Origin of the sequence: Clostridioides sp. ZZV14-6345 (assembly GCF_020657775.1) — a bacterium.
Lineage (GTDB): Bacteria > Bacillota > Clostridia > Peptostreptococcales > Peptostreptococcaceae > Clostridioides > Clostridioides difficile_D.
The window spans coordinates 1-19,291 of the sequence record NZ_JAGWCX010000018.1 but is presented as its reverse complement, the minus strand read 5'-3'; the positions used below and the strand labels follow the sequence as shown (position 1 = coordinate 19,291).

The following is a 19,291-nucleotide window of genomic DNA, read 5'->3' as shown; positions in this document are numbered from 1 at the left end:
TAAAAATTAGGGTATTTTTTGCACCAATTATCAATGTTTTTAAATTTTTAGCTTGTTGATAACCTGTTGATAACCTGTTGATATGCTGTGTATATCTTGTTGATAACTTGTAATTTTATCCACAAATTATTTTTTATTTGTATGTATAAATCGAATTTTATAAATTTTCCTCCGTAGTTCGTTTTTTCGACTAAGGATAAAATAGGCTATCGAGTAAATAATTAAGAAAATATTGAAATTTAGACATTCTTCCGATGTATTAAAACTTCCATGGTCGGGAAAATAGACCGCTGATATTTTCGACAGTCCACAGAATAAGCTATTAATAATAACAAGGTTTTAATATCTTTGTTTTTGTATGTATTTATTTAGAAAAGAAAAAAAGGCTTGAAAAATCCCGAATAATAAATTACAATAATCTTATTGAAAGGGGGTTGAAATTTTGAATACGGAGAAGAAAAATATCTTTGAAGATACAAGTATAAGTTTGAGAGCGAAAGGATTATATGGAACAATTTTGTTTTTTAAAGACGACCCATGTTTTTCTAAGAAATTTCTATTTGAACATTTGGATGTAAAAAGACATTCTTTTAGGATGGCGTGGAATGAATTAAAAGAGAATGGATATCTTGAGGTAAACAGAGTTTTGGAAAAAGGCAAATTTGAATATCAATACAAATTGAATTAATATGACTGATATCTTAAAACTCAACTCTAATGATTCAATTGATATCCAAATTGAAAATGATAGTATTTTGTCTGATGGATATGGGATATCGCCAAAATACTTAATGAAAAATCCTGAAATTCCAATTCAAAGCAAAGCAATATATGCATATTTAGCTTCATACACAGGTAACAAAAAATATTGCCATCCAACAATAGAAACTATTTGTAAAGATTTAAATATTAATAGGTCAACACTCAATAAATATTTAAAGATTTTAAAAGAAAAAGGTTTTATCAGAGTTTATCGAATTCAAAATGAAGACAATTTGTATAAGAATAATGTATATGAAATTGTAATGTCTAAATCACAAATAAAAAATAACACAAATCATAATCATAAAGATGACAAAAAAAATGAAAAGTCACCTGAAGAAGTAGCACCTTCAACAAGTGACATGAAAGAAAAAATTTTAAACAAAATTCATAATAACAATATTATAGCACAAAAAGAAAAAGATATTCAAGTATTAAAAGAGAGTGGATTTACTGAAATAGAGATATATTCTATGTCAGAAGAAGAAATTAAACAAACTGCAAATACAGCAAGAGAGATAATAAAAAAACAACAAAAAAAATAAGGAAAAGGTCACTAACGTAGTGACCTTTAAAATCTATTTTAAGCGATTTTATTTCTGAATATGAATAAATTATCGTAGACAGGCATATAACCATCTTAAAATGGCTCTCATTAGATATTTTTAGTATTATTGCTCAAGGTATCCAATTACATTTGCATAGAAACGAGAATCATCATCGACCTCTAGTTGTTTACTTATAAATTGACTGGCATATCTATTGAATGTTTTATATCCCCCTCCAATTCCGACTATGTAATATCCAGATAGTTGTCCAAATTTATTTGTAATTTTATTAATTATGTCATCAATTATGGGATGCATTGCATCAATATAATCCTCTAATTTGTATTCAGAACCTTCGTACTCAATGATGTCAATATCATTTCTTAATATTACATCTATTTGACTTATTTTTATATCTGCACCATTTTCTCTATTGAATTTATTTGCTACAGCTACTTCAAAGTCTATAATTCCTTTTTCTATTGTATCTGTTATGTCTGGGTAATACATATCATCTTCATAATCATAAGCATAATTACATGTATCTACAGTGCTACCACCTATATCTATACCTAAAATATTCTGTTTTGTAGTAATTTTATCTACAAGTGAAATAAATCCAGAGTAACCTTCAGCTTTAACATCGACACTAATTATTTCTATAGTTTTATTTTTTCCATTAATATTAAACTCTATATTTCCAGCTTGTATAAATATATCTTTGAATAATTTTAAATATTTTGTATTAAACAATTGCATTGGTGGTAATCCAACTACTAGCTCCACACAAAGACTGTCATTATCAGGAAATAACTCATGTATCATCACTAAAACTTGCTCTAATAAATTTTTTCTAGTATGTTTAAGAACATTATTGTTTAAGTCTCCTACACCCATATAGAGCGTTTTATCATCTTTTTTCAAAACTCTTGCCTTTGGAGAAATTGTTTTTTCAAATTGTAATTTATTAGGTAATTTTTTCAAAACTAATTTTCCATCAATATATGCAGCTGCATTAAGCATACTATTACCTAAATCTACTGCTATTTTTACTTTTTCTTTTTTCATAAATAAGTTCCTCCTGTTATAATTGTGGTTTTAGTTCTCCAACTTTTTTCTTTTTCTTTACAATTTCATTTTGATTATTAATGTCAACTTCATCAATATCAATGTCATTTTTATAGACTTCATCAACATGGAGCTGTAGCACTCTTTTACAATATAATCTTAAACTTCTTTCATCTTTTTCAGCCAACTCTTTTAATTTATCTGCAAGTTCAATTGGAATTGGTATTTGTAAACTATAAATATCCTTTTTTATAAAAATCTCCTCCTTTTTATAGTTTATATAGATTAATTATATTTCAATTGGTATATAATTACAATGCAAATTTAATATAAATTAAATATATAATTAAACTATAATTATAATGCAATATATATTACAATTGTAAAATGAATGATATTACAATTTTTATTAAAGTGAAGTTAAGATTGTAAAGAAATTTAAAAGCAATTGTATATTAAATGTTGATAATTTTTATAAAAATCATACATACACTACCTAAATTTGAAAATTATTTTATAAAATTTATCATTTTAGATTGCTTTTCTAGAGTATAGTGTCTACGAAAATTGATATGAAAAAGTACATAAATTACTATATATTCTTCTATAAAATAGGCATATTTATATGTTTTAATCTTGAATAAATTGCACGAAGTGTATTTTGTTTGAATTGTATTGAATTTTAAGTAAAAAATGATAACTTGATAGAATTAAAATTTTGTCTATATGATTTTGAGGTATTCAAATTTAAAACATACACTATTTAAAATTATTTTATGATAATTATAGTTAGTTTATAGGAAATAATATGTATTTTATATAGTTAACATAAATTAAAATAAAACATACACCCCCTGTTGATGCTTTAGCCTTATAATATAGGTTCAAAGCATAGATGGGGCTATTTTTTTATCATAAATAATGAAAAGAGAGTAGTGAATCAATTCTATTTTATAGTACTCGGAGACGGTTTGAGATTATTAATGAGTGTATGTTTGAAAGTTTGAATTAGTGGTGTAATTTTGTATGAATGTTTATTTTAAGGGCTGAATGAAATTTGGGATGTAGAAGAAAAAGGACTATAACATGATAATGAATATCAATTGATTCTAAAGTATGAAAATAGCCCCCTTTTGCTGTATTTCAGTGTTAACGTCGCATAATCACTTTATTATACGACGTTGTTAATGTATGTTAAGAAAAGAAATTACTTTGCTGAAAACGAATAAAAGGTACTAAATCTTAATTTTTTTATTAGAAATGATAATTCATGTTATTTTAAAGATGATAGCATGAGTTATCATTTTTTTGTGTTCATTATTAAATAAAAAAAGCTTATAGAAATAGAACTCTTACATTATTAGCATCTATCACACTACATTATTAGCGTCTATTATCACTACATTACTATCACATAATCACTACATTTCTTAATCATCAATCAAATTCACATACTATAGTAGATATAAAAAATAATTTACACAATTATGTACTCATAAGACAGTAATATCAACATGTTAAGCAATATTTTTACATGAACAATAACTAAATAAAATATATAAATATCATAGAATATATTGACAAAAATTGGAAAGTAATGTATCATTAAAACATCAAATAAATAAAATTAAAAGGAAGTGTGATAAATGAAAACTTATAATGACACAAGTTGATTAGAATACGACAATTAGCTGTATATAACATTAACTATTATGTTATAATAATAAAATAGGAGAGTGAACGTGATGGATGAAAAAATATTAGAACTATTACAAGAAATGCAAAGAGACATTAAAGATTTAAAAGTTGGACAAGTTGAAACTAATAATAGACTTAACACAATGCAAGGTAATATTACAGATATGCAAAATGATATTACAGAAATGCGAAATGATATTACAGAAATGCAAAATGATATTACAGAAATTAAGTCAGATGTTAAGGTTAACAGAAATACATTAGACGCAGTAATTAAACATACTTCTAAATTGGTAGAGGATACAACAGATATTAAAAAGGATTTAAACAAAGTTGAGATAGTTACATCTAGTAACTGGACAGACATAGCAAAGCTTAAATCAATTAAGTAGGAGTGTGAACATGATGGATGAAAAAATATTAGAATTATTGCAAAAAATGGATAGTAAGCTTAATGGAATTGAAAACGAACTAAAAGAAGTAAAAACAGATATGAATACTAGATTTAACAGTATTGAAAACAGACTTGATATAGTAGAGTCTCAATTAAATGAGAACACTCAAATACTTAAAGCTTTAGAACATAAAGCTAATGTAAGCAAAGCAGAGCATGACAAAATGTCCTTTGATATTCTTCATATTCAAGGGGATATGACCGAAACAAAAGAAAGTATACAAGAAGTTGCTAATAAGTTAAACACTTTAGAAACTGTTACAATAGATAATTGGAAAGATATAACTAAATTAAAAAAAGTAAAATAATACATAAAAAGTACTTGACATTTTGTTAAGTACTTTTATATTTTTATATTTTTTCCGATGACCTGCATATTGATATATATATTTATATAAGTATGCGAGTCATCGGATTTTTTGATATGGTTATATTATAGTATATTCTACACAATATAATATATTATACAATCCATTTAAATCCATTCTAAGCGTATTGTAATGTGATTGCCTTATTTTATTACCTTTATGTTTTAGAATTGAATATAAATAACTAGAAGGAAATTCTCAAACTTAAAAGCTTTGAATGATGAGAAGAAATTTACTTGTATTTTTTTACCTATAATCTTATAATATAATTAAGGTAGTATTAAACACTACCTTATACAATTTAATATTAGGGGGTGACGTTATGAGAATAACAAAAGATAAAATAAAAGAGCTAATCGAGTTGGTGGCACAACTTGAAAAGCTCCTTGTCCAAGTATTTAAATCACTTGAACATATTTTAATTGTTTTATGTTCTTGTATCGGTTGGTTATTAATACTTATCTACATAATTAAACATTAATAGCCAATACAATATACCTATATAGATACATTGTATAGGTATATTGTAACACACCTAATATTAAAAGTAAATGAGGTGATTTAATGAATCAACATATTAAAACTACATTACAAATAGTAAAAGTATTAGGTTTTTTCTTCTTCTTATATTTTGCATTAAAAGCAATCTGTAGTCTTTATTTTTAAAATTAATGAGGTGATATAATGAAGCTTAATAAGTTAAAAGAGTTAAGAGAACAAAAGGGTTATACTCAACAAACATTAAGCACCAAAATGGGTATGAGTATAAGGGCATATGCTTATAAGGAAAATGGGCAAAGAGATTTTTCAGTTGAAGAATTAGAACAAATATTATATTACTTAGATATAAATGCAAATGAATTATTAGAACCACATAAAAAATAGACTAGATTATAGCTAGTCTATTTTATTACAATAACATATTGTACAAGCTATTTAAATCCATTCTAAATATGTTTCAATACGATTGCCTTATGTTTGTACCTTTGTATTTTAGAATCGAATATAAAAAATAAGCTAGACATATATACTCTAGCTTAAAGTAGTTTCTTTAATGTGTTGACTTGTTCTTGAACTATTGTTTTACTCTTGTTGTCTAACTCTCTATAGTTGTCTAGTAATTGTTTTTCTTCTTCTTCTAGTTGTATATTCTCTCTATTATCTGTAAGACATAATATATAGTCTATACTTACATTGTATATATGTGATAATTCCTTCAATTTTTCAATATCTATTTTTCTTCTACCATTTTCCCAATTTTGAATACTTGTATAATGTACATTCAGTTTATCTGCAATTTCTTGTGTAGATAAATCCATTTCTTTTCTTAATTCTCTTAATCTGTTCATATTATCACCTCTTTATTTTAAAAATCTCATATTTGACAAAATACTATTCTTAAAATATTATATAACATATAGTACAAAAAAGGATGTGGTAAAATGAAACTTGATAAATTAAAAGAACTGAGGGAACAAAAGGGATATACTCAATTAGAGTTTTCTTTGTTAATAGATATAAATTACAAAACATATAATAGAAAAGAGCAAGGCAAAACGGATTTTACTGTAACCGAACTAGAAAAAATATATAAAATCTTAGATGTAAACCCATTGGAATTACTTGATTAGTCGATTAATTCCATTATTTTTAATAAATAAATCTCAAAAATGACTTGTCAAAAATGAGATAATGTCGTATAATTAAATCATAGCAAAGGAGAACAAGAAAACACTGAACCACCTCTCACAGAAGTAACAGGCGAAGAACCTTCTTAAAACTCTAGCTAATAAATAATATTAAACAAGTAAATTAATAAAGGTTTCCAATTAAAGCCTATAAAAAATTGAGGTATCAACCTAGTTGCTCCTATAATGGCACTCAATACAATTTAATATGACATAGCAGTTGTGAGGTACTGCGTTATCAAAAGTACTAAAGATTGAGCATTAAAATTATAGTTTGTACTGCTTGACACCTACATGGTTATAAACTATCTAATATTTACTAAGGTGATTTAAATTCTTTATATTAGATTATCTTAGTAAGTGTTGGAATATAACACTTGAATTATGTTATAATAATATAATAGGATGGTGAATGCTATGGATGAAAAGATACTAGAACTATTACAGGAAATACAAAATGATATTAAAGGAATGAAACGAGATATCAGCGATTTAAAAACTGGACAAGTTGAAATTAAAGACGACTTAAAAGAAATAAAAGGCGATATATTAAAACTAGACATAAAGGCAGAAGATACAAAAAGAAGTATAAAACTTATGCAATTAGATATTAATAAGATAGAAACTATTACAAATTATAATCTAAATGATATAGCAACACTTAAAGCAATAAAATAGGAGTGTGAATAGTATGGATGAGAAAATATTAGAATTATTACAAAAAATGGATACTAGGTTTGACAGAATCGAAAATAGACTAGATAATATGGATGGTCGTTTTGATGGGATTGAAAACCAACTTAGTGATTTAAAAGAAGGTCAAGAAGAAATTAAAAAGAAACTAGACTTAACTTATAATCAAGTTGCTAGAAATATGGAAGGCATAACAGGAGTTGGAGAAAAAATAGACACTTTAAAAAATGACATGAACTTTGTAGAAATGGCTACATCTAAAAATTGGAATGAAATAGCAAAGTTAAAATCAATTAAATAGCAGTACATAAAAAGACACTTGAATTTGAGTGTCTTTTCTATAAGCTCTTAGTATGGTATTATTATTCTATGATAATATTGGAGGAGACAAAGTGAAATTATATCTATTAAGAGAAATAAGAGAAGAAAAAAAATACTCACAAGAAGATGTTGCAAGAGGTATAAATATTTCATTGCGTTCTTATGTAAGAAAAGAAAAAGGAGAACGTGAATTTTCAATATCTGAATTTGAACGATTAATAACTTTTTTAGACATTGATGCAAACACTTTATTAGAAAAATAATAAAAATTTTTAAAAGGATATATGACCAAATAGACTTGACAATATGGTCTTTATGAATTATAATTAAATCAAGAAAAAGGGAAAGCTTTAAATCAAAATATGACCGAATGGTCGTAAAACAAATAAAAGGGGGATATAAAAATGAATTATAATAGTTCAAAAAATCAAAAAATAACAAGTAATTTTGTAAGTAGAGAAGTATATACATGTGTTACATCAATGGTTGAGTATATATTAAAACAAGAAGGAGACGACAAACCATTCGACTATGATGACTTAGAAAATGTATATATAGATAATAGTGACAAAATAGAAGTACTTGATGAAAAGATAGAAGAATTAGAAATTAAATTAAATACTTTAGAAAACGAAAAAGAAATAGAAAATATAGAAAATCAAATTGAAGAATTAAGAAATGAATTAACAGAGCTAGAAAATGAACAAGATGAACCCAACGAAATATATGAATTTTGGATAGTTAGTGGATGGTTATGTAATAAATTAAAAGAATTAGGGGAAGTTGTAATATCATCGGAGAATATTTGGGGTAGAGGTTGCACAGGTCAATCAATATCATTGGATTATGTAACGTGGAAAATATGCGAAGATATGGAAATATTAGAAGGTCAAAAGAATGAATGGAAATAGATAAAATTAAAAGGAGGATATAAAAATGAAAAATTCTAAAATTAACAAATTATATAAAATGCAGGTACATGAGATAAAAAGATATTCAAACGAATTGGAAAAGGTAACAACGGTTTACGCTTTTCCCAGAAAATGGAACAAAAAAATGATATCTCAATGGCTATATATGAAGGGAATAGAAAATATAAAAATAATGCCAGAATACGAAAGAGAATATTATGGATATTCTATGAATCTACATTACAAGACGAGTGTAGAATTTAGAAAAAATCATGTTTATGTTACAGATTATTATGACTGTTAATAAAAAAGTTTTAGGGCGTTCTTTAAAAACGCCACTTCCAGTCAAAAAATTTGAAAGGGGAATAAGTTATGAAAAAATTGATAATCAAGATAAAATCATTGTTTAAAAAGGATTTAGATAGTAGCTATTGGAGTACTACAGAAAGTATTATTTCAAAATATGGAAACAGCAATCAATTAGAATTATTGAAACAAGCTAATAAATTATAAGGAGGTAATAACATGGTAAATTATTCTGAATATATGACAGCAACAGATTTAATAAATATATGTGACCTTTTAGAAGGTGAAACAATAGGAGAAGCAGGAACTTATAATTCTTTATATGTCAGACTGGGAAATTTAATCGGATTAGACTGGTCTTTAAAAGGAGAAGAATTGAGACAGCAATTAATACAAAATATTAATAATATGATGTATTTAGATAGTGAGAATAAAATGCAATATAAAGAATTTTAAATAATTTAAGTAAATAAAACAGTTAATTTATAGGAGGAAAATAAAATGAATAAAATAGTCGTATTTTATGATATAGAAGGGCATCCAGTTTTTCAAGTTCTTGTAAGAAATGTAAAAAAATATACTAGACAAAATATAATATTTGAATTGGTAGAGGATTATATTAAAAATAATATAGGTGAAATTGATTTAAAAGATGAAGAAATATATAGTAGTGTAAGTTGGAAGGTTTGGACTATATCAGATGCAGCAATATATAATACCTTATTTGATTTAAGATTAGACTACAATAAATTAATTGAAAGCGAAGAAGAGAATACTGATAATAAGGAATGTGTAAAAGAATTGTTTTGTATGGGTAAAGGATGTAAATGGATGGAAACAGTTTTATTATTAAGACAAAATAAAATTGACTCTTCTCAATATAACATTTTAACAATAAATAATTATACATATGTAAAAACATGGACAGAGCAATGCAAAAAAATATTATTGGCTAATAACTATTCTAAAGTATTTAAATTTAATGAGATAATGAAGGATTGTGATAATAATTTAATTGGGGATATATGCTTTAAATATAATAACAGGGAATATAACCATAAGTTTACATTTAATATAAAAAAAGATAAGTTAGTAAATATAGATTGTGAATATAAAATACCTTTTTTAAGATATGTTTTTAATGATATAGAAAAATTTTTAATAAGATATTCAGAAAATATAAGTAACTTAAAATAACAGGAGGGAAAATATGAATAAAACAATTGAAAACAATTTAAATATAGAGCTTAACAATACTATAGAACACTTAATAGGAATAGGTTTTTGCGAACAAAAATATTATAAACCAACTGTATGGAAATATGCAAATTTAGTAATGCAAGAATTATGCAGTATGGGGCTTACATATCCTTTTGATTTTGGAAGAGGTAAGGGAAAGTATCAAACAAATATTGATGAAGAGACAATTTATAAAAGAGCTAAAGAAAATACAAAGATACAAGAATATAGTAAAAAGTATTTAAACTATATTACTAAAATTAAAAAAAGTATAAGTAAATAAAAATAATAGGGAGGAAATAACATGTATAACTATATTTGCAAAGATAAAAGAGGCGAAAATTATGTGTTTAATAATGGATTTAGTGAGGGGTATATAAGTATGTACACAGGTGGTTATCACTATGAATATGACTGTCGTACAAAAAGATATTATAGATTAGAGGATAGTGTTTCTTTAAAAAAAGATTGTGATGGTAAGTTAATTAGAAAAAGAATCAGCAAAAAAATGTTTTATAAAATAATGGAGCATATAAAAGACATATGTAAAAAAGAAGAAAAATCTTGATAGAATTAAAAACTAATTAAAATATTAATTTTAATATAAAATTAGGAGGGCGTAAAAATGAAAAGAACATATAGAACAAAAGAGGAAACAATTGAATACTTTAGAATAATAGCATCTAGTTATAAGAAAGACGCAGATATAAATAATAATGAAGTAGCAAAGGGGCAAGTTGAAGCATGGGAGATGGCAGCGTTTGAACTGGAAAGAACCACTAAAACAAAAAATGAAATAGTTAAATATTTTAAACAATTAGAGTTTGAATACGAGAGATATGCATATAGAAACGAGGATGAAATAGCAAAAGGACAAGCTGAGGCATATGGATTGGTAGCGTTTCAGATAGAAAGAAATATGAAATAACAACATTTAAATACAAATTGGAGGTTTACAAAATGACTATAGAAGAATGTGAAAATAGAAGATGTTATGAGAAATGCTATAGAATGGGCTAATGGTAAGGAATGTATGGAATTATATATACTAGATATATTTATTATTAGTGAATACTTAGACATAAAAATACCAACTTGTTTTGAAAATAATTTTATTGCAACAAAAAATATAAATCAGATAACTACGACTGGAGCAGAAAAAACAATCTTTAAAATATTAGATAAGATTAAAATTAAATTATTAAAATGTAAGATGGAAAATTATTTATAATACTTAAAGACAAATGGAGCATTGAAGTGTATAAAAGAATGATTTTAATAAGATACATAAATTATCAAACTACTATTATTATAAATATGATACTATACATTAATTGATAATGATAGTGATTTGATAAAAAGGTTTTAAAGATTGTAAAAAACAAAAGGTATAAATACATTAAGATGATTTTCAAACAGCTTATAGAGGCTTGTACGAAGTCATAATTATAAACTAGGAGGGTATAAAAATGAAATTTAAAAATACAGTTATGGGAATGTTATTAGGTTTAATTATTATAGGAATTACAGGAGTAACAAAAGTTGAGGCTGCCGAATTAGATAATTTTTATGTAGATTATACAGATAGAATTGTAGAAGTTTTAGAAGATGAAAGTATAGTTTTATATGATACTAAAGAGCAAGTTTATAATTTCTATCCTAAATGTTTAGGCGACTGGAACTATAGCTTTGACAACAAAAAAGATTTAGATAACGCAGTTGCAACTTACAAAGAGCTATCAAATAATGTAAGTCACTCAAATAATATATATGTGGTTAATAAGTTGAATAACAATGGAAACATTAAAATATTTTTAAGTGATGGAAGTTCAATTGTTTATATGAAACAGGATAATAAATATTGCTTTTATCCTTCTTGTATGGGTGACTGGTATTTAACATTAGATAGTAAAATTGATTTAACTAATTGTATTAATACTTATTTTGATAATGAGGTAACTATATGATATGTTATATGAAAGATATACACAACATAAGTCTGTATGATGCTTTTAGATGGCATACAATAGGATTAACTTTTATTATTAGAGATGGTAAATTAAAAGGTTTTACAATAGAATAAAATTTTATAAAAATATTTATTTGATACAAAAATAGTTCACCGATGACTGATATAATTAAATTATAAATATTAAAAATGGAGGAGCATTATATGAGAAATGAAATAAAAGAATCTACATTAAGAAGAAAAGAAAAAATGTTTACATTTAAATTAGAAGAGTCTAAAGTTAGCTTACTCTTATCAATTTTAGAATCTATTGAAAAAGAAGGAAGCAAAGAACTAAAAGAATTAGAGCTTATTTTTAAAGACCCCTCTACAGATGAAGAAATTGTTGAAAAGTTTATATTGAAATATAAATATGATAAATACACACATGATTTACCAAGTATAATGTTAAACAAAAGAATATACTCAGTTGAATATAAAAAAGAGGATATGATTAAATTTGCATCAATAAAATACGCTATGCCAAGTTATGAAAGTTTTATAGCAGATATGGACAAATATAACAATACAAATGTATTTAAAGAAAAAAATTTTTATATTGATAAACTTAATAATTTCAAAGAATCTATTAAAAATTTAGGTATATTAATAAAAGAAAGTAATTTAAATGAGTATACAGTTTTTACAACTTTCTATTTACCTATAGAAAAAATTTTAGATGATAATTTTATCAATTCGTTTGTTGATATACTGGATGATTATCACAAAAATATAAATGATGAACTAGTTTATATTTATAAGAATTAAAAATATGTAGATAGTACACAAAGTATTATGAAGTCCATAAAAATAAGGAGGAAACACAATATGAGAATAGATATAAAAGAGTCAACTTTAAAAATAAAAGATAAAATAAAAACTTTTGAATTAGAAGAATCTAAGCTTAAATTATTACTAGATTTATTAGAAACTGAATTAGAAAAAGATGATAATAGCAACTTAGAGGAATTAAAAGAATTAAATCTTATTTTCAAAGAGCCATATCTAAATGAAGAAGTTGTTAATAATTTTATATTAAAATACAAGTATAAAGAACCTAAATATAGAGGCTCACCTCAAAGTGTAAAACTAGGAGATAAAGTATATTCAGTTTATTGTAATGAAGATGATACAATTAAGTATGTTGGTGTATGTGACTATATACCTTTTTATGAGAATCTTATAAAAGTTATTGAAAAATACACTGATAGCGGAGTATTTAAAGAAAAAGAATTTTACATTAATAAACTTAATAATTTTAAAAATGATATAAATAATTTAGGAATAGAGATTGAAACAGATGATGAATGTGAGTATAGAATATTAACCATATTTCATTTACCAATAGAAAAAGTTTTAGACAATAATTTTATTTCATCATTTATTAAAATTATAGAAGAGTATGAAAAAAATGTTGAGGAAGAATTGATTTATATATATAAAAAATAAGGAGGATATCAAAATGGACGTAACTAGAGCTTTAAATGATATAAAAAAGTACTTTTAAAAGATATGTTAGATAGATATTATAATAGAATAATGTTTAACTCAAAGTTAAACATATTTTCAAAGGATGAATCGATTGATAAAGAATATGTAGATAGTATTTTTAAGTATGCAAAAATAAAAAGAATGAAGTTTTTATTAGACTCATGTATTGAAAAATTAAAAAACATTAGTGATAAAGATGAAGAAGAAAAGCATATAATTCTCATTTCAATAGAAACTAGTATAGATGAATTAGACGACCTTGCTTTAATTAATTATGATATTGATAAAATTACAGATAATTTAAAAGATGATATTGATTCTAGTGATATTATTTCAATATCTGATATTAAAAAATATAAAGAAATATTTGAAAGAGAATTGAAGAATGTATGTCATGAATATGTAGAGAAAATAGAAAATATTATAAAAACAAATAGAGAGTTTTTAGATAATAATATTGTATATGTTACTTATTTTGATGAAAATTCATTTTGTTTAGATAAAGACAAACATAAATCTATAAATGAAAGTGATTATAATATTTTATTTGGTATATTGAGAGATACTAAAATATGTAAATTATCAGAGTCCTCAACGATTAAAAATAAATTTGAATACAAAATAAATTTGAATAAATTAAAGAAATACAATATAAAGTATGAGATATTAAATAAGCAAATTGTTAAAACTATTGAACTAAAAGAGTTCAATAATATTCCATATGAACTAAAAAAATTAAATGGACAAACTTTTTCTTCATCGCCTGGATATTATGTTGCTAAATGTGATGAAAATGGTGAAATAATTTCTTTTCTAACAACAATAATAGATAAATCAAAAAGTGGTGCAACAGTAACATATAAATTTGAAAATGGTTATTATGCAGTAAAATATAGTAAAGGAAGGTATGCTGATAAAGAAATTTATAAATATCATAATGAAAAATGGTATAGAGTAATTTATAATCAAAATATAGTTTATGATAATTAAATCATTAAATACATAAAAAGGGAGATGAATATATGGAAAAATATTTTAAAGAAAAATGGGAACATGTCGAGATAGGATATGAAATAAAAAAGATAGACAATACTACAATATTTGTAAATAATTTGCAAGTTGATTTTAAAACAGATAATGATTGTAGAGATAAGAATGTTGTAAAATACACTGCATATATTCCATATTCCAATACAATTTTTTCAAAGAAATATAAAGATATTTCAGATACAGAAGAACTAACTGAAAGTAATGAATTTAATGATGAGGTTGCAAAGATTAGAGAAGAAATAGAAAGAAGTATTGCAAAATATCTAAGAGCTAACAATAAGTTGATTAATATAGAATTTTAAGTGTATTGTAAAAAAATATAATGATGAAAGATAGTATTAAGTAAGTTATACTTATAATGTAGAGTATATGAAATTGGAGGAATATGAACTATGTTTAAAATAGAAGTTGGTAAAAAACTAGAAGCAAATGCACAAGAAGGTCTGAATATTTCTTTTGATGAATCTGGATTTATAGTTGTATTCAAGTTAAGTAATTTATCAGATAAAGAAATAACAGGATTTAAAACAGGTAATTTAAGAATAGATGTGGCTTTTTTAGAAAAAATTATTTTCTTTGTGTTTACAAACACGTCTGGAATAGGAGACGCTGATATACCATTTTCATTTAATTTAAGCAAAGTCAAAGAAATAGCAGAAATTGGAGAAAATCAAGGATTAGCTATGAATTTAATATTAGTAGAAGCTAATAATAATATTGTAAAAGGATTAAGACATGTTGGACTAAACACTAATACATCTAAATACATAAAAAAATGTAGAATGGAGCAGTTAGATAATAATTTTGATAGGAATAAATATGTTATGACAATCAATAAATTACAAAGAAATTTTAATTCAAGAGATATAAAGAAAATGGCTGGAGCTTATTCTAGTTTTAAAACAGAGTAGAAATTGTCAACTATTCTAAAGGTATAAGTGATTACCTTTATTTATAAAAAACGTAAAACTGTATTATAATGATACAGTTTTTTAATATAAAAGACATTAAAATAACCATTTTAAAAGGAGAAAAAATGTTTAAAACGTTATTTATTGTATTAGCAATTTGTGTAGTTATAAGATTATCTATTTCAATATTTAAAGATTCGTTAAGATTTTTGAATATGTTTGATAGTAAAAAAGAAAGTTTTGTTGGTTGACTTATTTTAGTTGCATTGAGTTTAATTATCTATTGTTTAATAGATATAATATTGTAAAAAAATGATATAGTTTAGAAATATATGTAGATAAAAGATAGAATTAAAAGATGAACATAGTATGACAATCGTAATCTCATATAGTATACTTAAGTTGAGGTGATTACATGACTTGGAATGATTTAAAAAACAATGATATAACATATATAGTTGAATATATTAATAGTAAGTTAAATAATAGTAAGAGCTTAACTAAAGTTGCCATAGATCTTGGTGTGTCTGAAAGTAGTATAAGAAAATATCTCACTAAAAAAGGTTATAAGCGTATAAATGATGAGTATATATTTATTGGTGACAATAGTATGACAAAGGTAGTAAATAGTAAATCACAAAGTAATAATGATAATATATTTAATATGACAATAGAAGATGACAACAGTAATAACGTAGTAATTGACAATCAATTTAAAAATAATATAATTTCTTTAGCAAAAGACTATGCTAAAATACAAGATGTATTGAATTGGTTTAAGAATAAAGATGATACAAGCGTCATAGAAGTTGTACAAGATGGTATTAAGATTGATTTACATTCAAAAGATGCTATAAGGACTACAGTTAGGTTAAATAAAGATGCATGGAATTTATTTGATGCGTTTTGTGAAAAGTTTAGAGAGTTTAATAAGTCTGATTTGATGAGTATGGCATTATTAGAATACATAAAGAAGTATGATAAATAACATTTTTGTATTGTTGTAATTATTACTATTTTAGGGTAATATAAATATAACTATAATATAAAATGGAGGCATTATTATGGTCGATAAAATAACAATAGATGAAGTACTTGAATTTATAAAATCAAAAGGTTATATATATAGTCAAGAAATCAGAAAAGAATTAGATAATCTTTGTCCGATTTCTGATAATGAAATAGATAAGTGTATAGAAGAAAATGATGATGTATTTAGAAGGTTGGCAAGTAAATGATTACACTTGAATATATATGTAAAATTAACAAAAAGATGATTGAAAGATATGGTGGAGCTGGAATAGGTGTTAGAAATAAAAATCTTGCTATAAGTATAATTAATGGTATAAATCAGGAAGTATTTGGTAGAGTTATGTATCCTACAGTTGAAGAAAAAATATCTCATATTGTAGTAGGTATTATACAAGGACATATATTTATAGATGCAAATAAAAGAACTGGATTAGCTACACTATTAATACTTTGTGACAAATATAATATAGATATAAATTATGATAAAGAAAGTTTAGCTATAGAAATAGCTTTAAATAAAATAAGTGAATCCGATTTGAGTAATATGTTAAAAACTTGGAATAAAAAATAAAATCGTAGTTTTAATTTAATATCTTATCAAAAAATTTTATATTTTGGTAAGATAAATTAAACTAAATAAAATATAAAATCACTTAGAAATATTGACAACTAAATAAAATAGGTATATGATATAAATATAATATAAAAAGGATGTGGTACATATGACTGGAATAGAGGCTCTAGAAGAATTTTTATTAAATTTAAAGTTATATAATGATAGAGATGAGAAAACAATAAAAGCATATAGAGCCGATGTAAAAGAAGGCATAAGGTATTTATTTAAAAAAGAAGATTGTACAATGGAAGAGCTTGATAAAATACTTTTTACAGACATACAAGAAAAATGGCTTATCTTATTAAAAGAAAAAGGAATGAAAGCAGCTACAATAAATAGAAAAAGAGCATCATTTAAAGCTTATTGTGCTTTCCTTAGAGCTAAAGGTAAGATAAAAGATAATCCAGTTGCCTACGTTAAAAAATTACAAGATAAAATTCAATCTGAGAAAAAGATATTAACTAAAGATGAAATTATTAAGTTATTAGAAACTATGAATAAAGTATATGTTGATAATAAAAGTTATAATACTTGCAGAGATAATTTGATTATAAACATACTTATTTTTACTGGTATGAGAATACATGAAATAGAAAAAATGAATATAAAAGACATAAATTTCTCTAATGGAAATTTTGAAGTAATAGGAAAAAGAAAATTAAAAAGAAATGTAGGTTTAAATGAACAAGTATTAAAAATGTATAGAGATTTTTTATATTTTAGAAACCAAATTGAAGGCAAAAAAGATAATAAAGACAGCACAAATGCTTTGTTCTTATCTAAGAATAATTCAAGATTAACAACAAGGTCAATTGAAAGACTTGTAGAAAAAGCATTGAAGTTAGCTGGATTGCCACATGTAACACCACATAGTTTTAAACATAGTTTTGTTTCATTAATGTCTGGAACAGGAACAAAATTAGAAGAAATAGGAAAATTTACAGGTAATAAAAGTATACAGACAATGTATAAATATTATATGCATCAAGACAAAGAAAGCAATACAAAAAAAATGACTGAAAATAATCCAATATATAAATTATTAAAAGTGGGAGATGTTAATTAATATTAAAAAATTATAGAACAATTAAGCTAAATAAAACATAATAATATGTACTTATAGATTATGTTGTACTATAATTTATTATATAGGCTTAAAAAGGGAGTGAATTAAAAAAAATGGTTAATAAATTAGAAAGTACAATAAGAGAAGAAGAAGTAAGACGCAACAGAATAAATGGATACTTAGAAGAGTTTATAACTAAAGCTAAAATAGATAAAATAAGTAATTTAAATGAACAAAATATAGATAATTTTATAAAAGGAAGATTGATAGGAGAATCTGCTACAACTGTATATAATAACTTAAAAATTTTAAGAGAGATATTAAAAGAGAACAATTGTAATATAAGTATAGATACTAACAAATATACAGATATGATAAAATTTAATGCTAATAAATATTTTACAAGAAACCAAATAAAAAATATATGTAGTGCATTTTTAAATGCTCAGGATAAATTTATAGTATATGCTCTCTTTGAGGGTATCATGGGAAAAGATTATATAGAATTAAGATATTTGAAAGTGTCAGATATAGCAAAAGATTATTCATATATAGACCTTCCAGACAGAAGATTTATTTGTGATGATTATATGAAGGAAATATTAGAAGATGTTATTGTAGAAGATTATTATACTAAAAGCGAAATAAAAGGAACTAGTAAAGAAACAGAATATAAATTTAACATGGATTGTGAATATATAATAAAAACTAGACCTACCAAATTAACTGATAATGGTATGAAGGCTATTAGTAAGAATGGAATACAAAATAGGTTGAAAACTTTATCAGTAGCATTTTCAGATTTAGATATACATCTGACTGGTAAGACTTTACAAAAATCAGGGATAATATATGACATGTATGAACAAGAAGCTTATGAGTGTGTATCTTGGTCTATTCCAGAGATAAAACGATATTTAGAATTAAAATGCTTGAAAGGCGATGCAAATAATATATATAAAGCATATCATCAGAGGTATCATAATTTAAAGACTAATCGAGAATAAAAATCTTTTTGTCAACTGCCAACTACCCTAAAGGGTAGTAGCTTGTAAAAAGCT

34 protein-coding genes are annotated in these 19,291 nt (G+C 24.3%); 31 read left to right on the top strand and 3 right to left on the bottom strand.

Features of this window, described 5'->3' with window-relative positions:
* The first annotated feature begins 442 nt into the window (after window positions 1-442).
* Window positions 443-688 carry a hypothetical protein gene (locus KGF39_RS06760; protein ID WP_219674308.1) on the top strand — a complete coding sequence of 82 codons (246 nt, stop codon included), beginning with the start codon at window positions 443-445 and terminating at the stop codon, window positions 686-688.
* A 1-nt stretch (window position 689) separates the two neighbouring features.
* On the top strand, window positions 690-1,307 hold the full coding sequence (locus KGF39_RS06755; protein ID WP_227821689.1) for a helix-turn-helix domain-containing protein: 618 nt from the start codon (window positions 690-692) through the stop codon (window positions 1,305-1,307).
* Between the two features lie 126 nt (window positions 1,308-1,433).
* Here the strand turns inward: KGF39_RS06755 and KGF39_RS06750 are convergent, their stop codons facing one another.
* Both KGF39_RS06750 and KGF39_RS06745 read right to left on the bottom strand, forming a co-directional pair.
* Window positions 1,434-2,378 carry a plasmid segregation protein ParM domain-containing protein gene (locus KGF39_RS06750; RefSeq protein WP_227821688.1) on the bottom strand — a complete coding sequence of 315 codons (945 nt, stop codon included), beginning with the start codon at window positions 2,376-2,378 and terminating at the stop codon, window positions 1,434-1,436.
* A gap of 16 nt (window positions 2,379-2,394) precedes the next feature.
* Window positions 2,395-2,565 carry a hypothetical protein gene (locus KGF39_RS06745; RefSeq protein WP_227821687.1) on the bottom strand — a complete coding sequence of 57 codons (171 nt, stop codon included), beginning with the start codon at window positions 2,563-2,565 and terminating at the stop codon, window positions 2,395-2,397.
* A 1,558-nt stretch (window positions 2,566-4,123) separates the two neighbouring features.
* On the opposite strand from KGF39_RS06745, the gene KGF39_RS06740 reads away from it, so the two are divergent.
* The 4 genes from KGF39_RS06740 (at window position 4,124) to KGF39_RS06725 (ending at window position 5,783) form a co-directional block, all read left to right on the top strand.
* A complete protein-coding gene (locus KGF39_RS06740) occupies window positions 4,124-4,468 on the top strand; it encodes a hypothetical protein (protein ID WP_227821686.1) in 345 nt (114 codons plus the stop codon).
* Window positions 4,469-4,481: 13 nt separating this feature from the next.
* On the top strand, window positions 4,482-4,838 hold the full coding sequence (locus tag KGF39_RS06735; RefSeq protein ID WP_227821685.1) for a hypothetical protein: 357 nt from the start codon (window positions 4,482-4,484) through the stop codon (window positions 4,836-4,838).
* A gap of 382 nt (window positions 4,839-5,220) precedes the next feature.
* Window positions 5,221-5,379 (top strand): hypothetical protein, encoded by a 159-nt coding sequence (locus tag KGF39_RS06730; protein WP_165483898.1) that lies wholly within the window; start codon window positions 5,221-5,223, stop codon window positions 5,377-5,379.
* Between the two features lie 203 nt (window positions 5,380-5,582).
* Window positions 5,583-5,783 (top strand): helix-turn-helix domain-containing protein, encoded by a 201-nt coding sequence (locus tag KGF39_RS06725; protein ID WP_227821684.1) that lies wholly within the window; start codon window positions 5,583-5,585, stop codon window positions 5,781-5,783.
* 152 nt (window positions 5,784-5,935) lie between these two features.
* Here the strand turns inward: KGF39_RS06725 and KGF39_RS06720 are convergent, their stop codons facing one another.
* Entirely contained in the window at window positions 5,936-6,247 is a 312-nt protein-coding gene (locus KGF39_RS06720) for a helix-turn-helix domain-containing protein (protein WP_227821683.1), read from the bottom strand.
* A gap of 93 nt (window positions 6,248-6,340) precedes the next feature.
* Between KGF39_RS06720 and KGF39_RS06715 the strand changes: the two genes are divergently transcribed.
* The 25 genes from KGF39_RS06715 (at window position 6,341) to KGF39_RS06600 (ending at window position 19,237) form a co-directional block, all read left to right on the top strand.
* Complete coding sequence (locus KGF39_RS06715; protein ID WP_227821682.1) at window positions 6,341-6,529, top strand: helix-turn-helix domain-containing protein; 189 nt, start codon at window positions 6,341-6,343, stop codon at window positions 6,527-6,529.
* Window positions 6,530-7,003: 474 nt separating this feature from the next.
* Complete coding sequence (locus tag KGF39_RS06710) at window positions 7,004-7,264, top strand: hypothetical protein (protein ID WP_227821681.1); 261 nt, start codon at window positions 7,004-7,006, stop codon at window positions 7,262-7,264.
* Between the two features lie 13 nt (window positions 7,265-7,277).
* A complete protein-coding gene (locus KGF39_RS06705) occupies window positions 7,278-7,580 on the top strand; it encodes a hypothetical protein (RefSeq protein ID WP_227821680.1) in 303 nt (100 codons plus the stop codon).
* A 91-nt stretch (window positions 7,581-7,671) separates the two neighbouring features.
* Complete coding sequence (locus tag KGF39_RS06700; RefSeq protein ID WP_009900703.1) at window positions 7,672-7,863, top strand: helix-turn-helix domain-containing protein; 192 nt, start codon at window positions 7,672-7,674, stop codon at window positions 7,861-7,863.
* A 141-nt stretch (window positions 7,864-8,004) separates the two neighbouring features.
* On the top strand, window positions 8,005-8,511 hold the full coding sequence (locus KGF39_RS06695) for a hypothetical protein (RefSeq protein ID WP_227821679.1): 507 nt from the start codon (window positions 8,005-8,007) through the stop codon (window positions 8,509-8,511).
* A 25-nt stretch (window positions 8,512-8,536) separates the two neighbouring features.
* On the top strand, window positions 8,537-8,815 hold the full coding sequence (locus KGF39_RS06690; protein WP_227821678.1) for a hypothetical protein: 279 nt from the start codon (window positions 8,537-8,539) through the stop codon (window positions 8,813-8,815).
* 68 nt (window positions 8,816-8,883) lie between these two features.
* Window positions 8,884-9,024, top strand: a complete 141-nt coding sequence (locus tag KGF39_RS06685) for a hypothetical protein (protein WP_021373113.1) — start codon at window positions 8,884-8,886, stop codon at window positions 9,022-9,024.
* Window positions 9,025-9,036: 12 nt separating this feature from the next.
* Window positions 9,037-9,273 carry a hypothetical protein gene (locus KGF39_RS06680; RefSeq protein ID WP_227821677.1) on the top strand — a complete coding sequence of 79 codons (237 nt, stop codon included), beginning with the start codon at window positions 9,037-9,039 and terminating at the stop codon, window positions 9,271-9,273.
* A 45-nt stretch (window positions 9,274-9,318) separates the two neighbouring features.
* Window positions 9,319-10,014, top strand: coding sequence for a hypothetical protein (locus KGF39_RS06675; protein ID WP_227821676.1), 696 nt, complete (start codon window positions 9,319-9,321; stop codon window positions 10,012-10,014).
* A 13-nt stretch (window positions 10,015-10,027) separates the two neighbouring features.
* On the top strand, window positions 10,028-10,339 hold the full coding sequence (locus KGF39_RS06670; RefSeq protein WP_227821675.1) for a hypothetical protein: 312 nt from the start codon (window positions 10,028-10,030) through the stop codon (window positions 10,337-10,339).
* A 21-nt stretch (window positions 10,340-10,360) separates the two neighbouring features.
* Window positions 10,361-10,624, top strand: a complete 264-nt coding sequence (locus KGF39_RS06665) for a hypothetical protein (protein ID WP_227821674.1) — start codon at window positions 10,361-10,363, stop codon at window positions 10,622-10,624.
* A 57-nt stretch (window positions 10,625-10,681) separates the two neighbouring features.
* Window positions 10,682-10,984: a hypothetical protein gene (locus tag KGF39_RS06660; RefSeq protein ID WP_021394637.1), complete on the top strand. Its 303-nt coding sequence runs from the start codon at window positions 10,682-10,684 to the stop codon at window positions 10,982-10,984.
* 48 nt (window positions 10,985-11,032) lie between these two features.
* Window positions 11,033-11,287 (top strand): hypothetical protein, encoded by a 255-nt coding sequence (locus KGF39_RS06655; protein WP_227821673.1) that lies wholly within the window; start codon window positions 11,033-11,035, stop codon window positions 11,285-11,287.
* Between the two features lie 238 nt (window positions 11,288-11,525).
* Entirely contained in the window at window positions 11,526-12,023 is a 498-nt protein-coding gene (locus KGF39_RS06650) for a hypothetical protein (RefSeq protein ID WP_227821672.1), read from the top strand.
* A 206-nt stretch (window positions 12,024-12,229) separates the two neighbouring features.
* Complete coding sequence (locus KGF39_RS06645; protein ID WP_227821671.1) at window positions 12,230-12,832, top strand: hypothetical protein; 603 nt, start codon at window positions 12,230-12,232, stop codon at window positions 12,830-12,832.
* Between the two features lie 60 nt (window positions 12,833-12,892).
* Window positions 12,893-13,513, top strand: coding sequence for a hypothetical protein (locus tag KGF39_RS06640; protein WP_227821670.1), 621 nt, complete (start codon window positions 12,893-12,895; stop codon window positions 13,511-13,513).
* A 90-nt stretch (window positions 13,514-13,603) separates the two neighbouring features.
* Window positions 13,604-14,545 (top strand): hypothetical protein, encoded by a 942-nt coding sequence (locus tag KGF39_RS06635; RefSeq protein ID WP_227821669.1) that lies wholly within the window; start codon window positions 13,604-13,606, stop codon window positions 14,543-14,545.
* Between the two features lie 32 nt (window positions 14,546-14,577).
* Window positions 14,578-14,907, top strand: coding sequence for a hypothetical protein (locus KGF39_RS06630; protein ID WP_227821668.1), 330 nt, complete (start codon window positions 14,578-14,580; stop codon window positions 14,905-14,907).
* Window positions 14,908-14,997: 90 nt separating this feature from the next.
* Window positions 14,998-15,516, top strand: coding sequence for a hypothetical protein (locus KGF39_RS06625; protein ID WP_227821667.1), 519 nt, complete (start codon window positions 14,998-15,000; stop codon window positions 15,514-15,516).
* Between the two features lie 125 nt (window positions 15,517-15,641).
* Window positions 15,642-15,767: a hypothetical protein gene (locus tag KGF39_RS19860; protein ID WP_255643257.1), complete on the top strand. Its 126-nt coding sequence runs from the start codon at window positions 15,642-15,644 to the stop codon at window positions 15,765-15,767.
* Between the two features lie 164 nt (window positions 15,768-15,931).
* Window positions 15,932-16,504 carry an integrase gene (locus KGF39_RS06620; RefSeq protein WP_227821666.1) on the top strand — a complete coding sequence of 191 codons (573 nt, stop codon included), beginning with the start codon at window positions 15,932-15,934 and terminating at the stop codon, window positions 16,502-16,504.
* Window positions 16,505-16,580: 76 nt separating this feature from the next.
* Complete coding sequence (locus tag KGF39_RS06615; RefSeq protein ID WP_227821665.1) at window positions 16,581-16,754, top strand: hypothetical protein; 174 nt, start codon at window positions 16,581-16,583, stop codon at window positions 16,752-16,754.
* Complete coding sequence (locus KGF39_RS06610) at window positions 16,751-17,119, top strand: Fic family protein (RefSeq protein WP_227821664.1); 369 nt, start codon at window positions 16,751-16,753, stop codon at window positions 17,117-17,119. Before KGF39_RS06615 ends, KGF39_RS06610 begins: the two co-directional genes overlap by 4 nt.
* A 151-nt stretch (window positions 17,120-17,270) precedes the next feature.
* Window positions 17,271-18,230, top strand: coding sequence for a tyrosine-type recombinase/integrase (locus KGF39_RS06605; RefSeq protein WP_227821663.1), 960 nt, complete (start codon window positions 17,271-17,273; stop codon window positions 18,228-18,230).
* A gap of 113 nt (window positions 18,231-18,343) precedes the next feature.
* Window positions 18,344-19,237 carry a hypothetical protein gene (locus KGF39_RS06600; protein WP_227821662.1) on the top strand — a complete coding sequence of 298 codons (894 nt, stop codon included), beginning with the start codon at window positions 18,344-18,346 and terminating at the stop codon, window positions 19,235-19,237.
* Window positions 19,238-19,291: the final 54 nt, after the last annotated feature.